This is a genomic window from Micromonospora sp. NPDC005291, assembly GCF_040607415.1.
Taxonomy (GTDB): Bacteria; Actinomycetota; Actinomycetes; order Mycobacteriales; family Micromonosporaceae; genus Micromonospora.
Map to the genome: position 1 here is coordinate 1 of NZ_JBEXGR010000055.1, position 4,105 is coordinate 4,105.

The 4,105-nt window shown below is 69.4% G+C and carries 2 protein-coding genes; both read right to left on the minus strand.

The features are described from left to right. The coding region (locus ABZT18_RS32040; RefSeq protein ID WP_355253272.1) for a 4Fe-4S dicluster domain-containing protein at positions 1-686 on the minus strand (686 nt) is incomplete at its 3' end. After that, on the minus strand, positions 676-3,948 hold the full coding sequence (gene fdh / locus ABZT18_RS32045) for a formate dehydrogenase (protein WP_354996505.1): 3,273 nt from the start codon (positions 3,946-3,948) through the stop codon (positions 676-678). The genes ABZT18_RS32040 and fdh, both read right to left, overlap by 11 nt. Positions 3,949-4,105: the final 157 nt, after the last annotated feature.

Below are 4,105 nucleotides of genomic sequence, written 5' to 3' on the forward strand. Positions count from 1 at the left end.
TCCTCCTGCACCACCACCGTCCCGAACTCCGTCCGGAACAGCGAACCCGTCGGACAGACATCCAGACACGCCGCGTGGGTGCAGTGCTTGCACACGTCCGACATCATCAACCAACGGAAATCAGTGCGCCCCTCCGCGCCGGTGCCCCGACCCGGCGGCCGCGCACCCGGCATCCCGAGGAACTCCGGCCCCGCGCCACCGCCGCCAGGGCCTGCGGCGATCGGACTACCCGTGCCGGCCGTGGTCGGGTCGCCGAGCACATCGGGCGGCCCGCCCGCGGCCATCCGGGCGGCGGCCGACGGCGTACCGGTCGGCAGCCCCGGATCCGTGCCGGTGCGCTCGCTGGTACCGGCCGCCACGGCCGCCGACGCGGCGCTGACCGGGCCGTCGGTCGGCGTCCCCGCGAACGGCGGCGTGCGGTGCCCGGCCGGACGGGGTTGCTCGATGAACGCGACGTGCCGCCACGAGTTCGCGGTCAGCGCGCCCGTGTTGTCGTACGACATGCCGAGCAGGTCGAACCCGCTCTCCGGGACGCCGTTCCACTCCTTGCAGGCGACCTCGCAGGCCTTGCAGCCGATGCAGACGCTGGTGTCGGTGAAGAACCCCATTCGCGGCGGCGCCGACGACCAGCCGGCGTCCGGTGCCGGATCCAGTGGGCCGTACAGGCTGTTCGGGTCAGGAAGCACGACGCTCCTCCCCCTCGCTGTTGATGGTGACCGCCGGGGCGTTCTGGCCCGGGGCAACCCCGGCGCGCCGCTGGTAGTCGCCGACCAGATCCAGCAGCGCCGCGCCGGTCGGGCGCCTGCCGGGCCGGACGTCGCAGGTGCCGACCTTGCTCTCCTGGATCAGGACGTTCGGGTCGAGGCTGATCCCGAACAGGTCGTTGGCCGAGTCACCGGTCACCAGACCCTCGAAACCGAAGTGGTACGGCAGCCAGAGCTGGTGGATGATCCGGCCGTCCACGCGCAACGGGGTGAGCCGGTCGGTCACCAGCACCCGCGCCTCGATGGCCGCGCGGGCGGTGACCAGATGCGCCCAGCCCAGGTGGTTGAGCCCGCGTTCGGTCGCCAACTCCGGCGACACCTCGACGAACATCTCCGGTTGCAACTCCGCCAGCGGCGACACCGTCCGACTCATCCCGCCGGCGGTGTGATGCTCGGTGAGCCGGCTGACCGTGAACACGTACGGGAACACCTGGCTGTGTTCCTCCGGCGGGCTCGGGTTCACCGAGTTCACCGGATGCGCGTACATCTTGCGGGTCGGGTTGGCCTGCTGCCCGTAGAACGGGTTACGCACCGGCGACTCGACCGGCTCGTAGTGGGTCGGCATCGGCCCGTCCAGGACACCGCTGGGCGCGTACAGCCAGCCCTTGCCGTCGCCCTGCATGACGAACGGGTCATCGCCGGCGATGCCCTCCGTCCCCGATGCCCCGGGCGGCGGCCGGTACGACGGCGGCTTGGTCTTCTCGAAGTCCGGCACGTCGTAGCCGGTCCACTCGGCCTTGTCCGGGTCCCACCAGACGTAGCGCTTGCGCTCACTCCACGGGTTGCCGTCCGGGTCGGCCGAGGCACGGTTGTAGAGGATGCGACGGTTCGCCGGCCAGGCCCAGCCCCACTCGGCGGCCACCCAGTCCTGCTCATGTCGGGACTTGCGCCGGGCCGCCTGGTTGACGCCATCCGCGTACACGCCGGTGTAGATCCAGCAGCCAATCGCGGTCGAGCCGTCCGCGCGGGCCTCGCCAAAGCTGGACAACGGCCGACCGGTCGCCACGTCGTACCCGTTGATCTCGCGCAGCACCGCCTCGGCGCTCGGCTCGACGTTCGGGCCGTGCGTCGGGTAGTCCCAGGTGAGGTCGAGCAGCGCACGGTCGCGCGGCACGTCCGAGCCGGCCAACTTCTCCCGCAGCTTGCGTCCCAGGTGGTAGAAGAACCACAGCTCGGAGCGGGCGTCACCTGGCGGCTCGACGGCCTTCTCCCGCCACTGCAACAGCCGTTGGGTCTGGGTGAAGGTGCCCTCCTTCTCCACGTGCGAGGCGGCAGGTAGGAAGAACACCTCCGTACGGCACTCCTCCGGCACGATCTCGCCGGTGGCCACCTCGGGGCCGTTCTGCCAGAACGTCGCGCTTTCGATCATGAACAGGTCCCGGACGACCAACCAGTCGAGGTTGGCCATCCCGAGCCGCTGCGCCCGACCGTGCGCCGACCCGACCGCCGGGTTCTGCCCCAGCAGGAAGTACCCCTTGATCTTCCCGTCGATCATGTTCAGCACCTGCTGGTACGTGCCGTGGTCACCGGTCATCCGCGGCATGTAGCCGTAGCAGTAGTCGTTCTCCGGCGTCGCCGCGTCTCCCCAGTACGCCTTGAGCAGGCTGGCCGCGAACGACCGGGCATTGCCCCAGAACCCCTTCTGCCCGGGGTGCCGGATGCTGTCCACCCACTCGTCGAAGCTCGGGTGCTCGGCGTGGTGCGGCATCGGCAGGTAACCGGGCAACAGGTTGAACAGCGTCGGGATATCGGTCGAGCCCTGGATGCTGGCGTGGCCCCGCAGCGCCATGACACCGCCCCCGGGGCGACCCATGTTGCCGAGAAGCAGCTGGATGATCGCGCCGGTACGGATGTACTGCACACCCACACTGTGCTGCGTCCAACCCACCGAGTAGATCAGCATCCCGGTGCGTTCCCGGCCGGAGTTCTCCGTCCACGCCTGGGCCAGCTCCAGGAACTTGTCCTGCGGGATCCCACAGACCCGCTCCACCATCTCCGGGGTGTAGCGGGCGAAGTGCCGCTTGAGGATCTGGTAGACGCAGCGCGGGTGCTGCAACGTCTCATCCCGCCGGGTCTGCCCGCTGACCTGCGCGCCGTGCGACTCGTGCGTCAGCCCAGCGGCGCTGTCCCGCTCCTGGGCGGTATGCCCACTGCCGGACGAGCCCTCGTGCCCCTCGTACTGCCAGCTGTCCTGCACGTAGGTGCCGGTCTCCGGGTCAAACCCGGAGAAGAACCCGTCGCCGTCCTCGGTGTCGCTGAACTCTTCGCTGACGATCGTCGCCGCATTGGTGTACGACAGTACGTACTCCCGGAAGTCCAGCTCATTGTCCAGGATGTAGCGCACCACCCCGCCGAGCAGGGCGATGTCCGTGCCCGCCCGGATCGGCAGGTACGCGTCCGCCACCGCGCTGGTCCGAGTGAACCGCGGGTCCACGTGGAAGACCTTCGCGCCGCGGCGCTTGGCCTCCATCACCCACTGGAAACCCACCGGGTGCGCCTCGGCCATGTTCGAACCCTGAATGACGATGACGTCAGCGTTGGCGATGTCCTGCTGGAAATCCGTCGCACCGCCACGACCGAAGCTGGCCCCCAGACCGGGGACAGTGGCGGAGTGTCAAATACGGGCCTGGTTCTCGATCTGGAGCGCCCCCATCGCGGTGAACAACTTCTTGATGAGGTAGTTCTCCTCGTTGTCCAGCGTCGCCCCACCCAGACTGGCGAAACCCAGCGTCCGGTTGAGCGGCCGGCCCTGCGTGTCGACGTCCTCCCAGTTCTGCTCGCGAGCGGCGAGCATCCGGTCGGCGATCATGTCGAGCGCGGTGTCGAGCTCCAGATCCTCCCACTGCGTCGAGTACGGACGCCGGTAGCGGACCTTCGTCTGGCGCAACGGGCTCGTCACCAGACTCTTGCTCGCCGCGCCCTTCGGGCAGAGCCGACCCCGCGAGATCGGGCTGTCCGGGTCGCCCTCGATCTGACTGACCTGCCCGTCCTTGACGAACACCCGCTGACCGCAACCAACGGCGCAGTACGGGCAGACCGAACGGGCCACGCCGTCGGCGGTTTCGGTGCGAGCGGTGAGCGCCCGGGATCCATCGGACTTGGCCGCGGCACCCCGGCCGAGCGGGTCGGTGCCGGTGAGCTGGCGATAGACCGGCCAACCCTCAATGAAGGTACGCAGCCCCATGCCCCGACACCCCCTCCCACGCGAGCGACCCCATGAACATAGGCCAGCTGAGACATCTTCGCGAGCCGAGGAATCAGACAGCGCCGCCCCCGGCTGGTGGGCCGGGGGCGGCGCTGGTGTCGGTGTGCAGGTCGCCTCTCGGCGAGTGGCACGACGC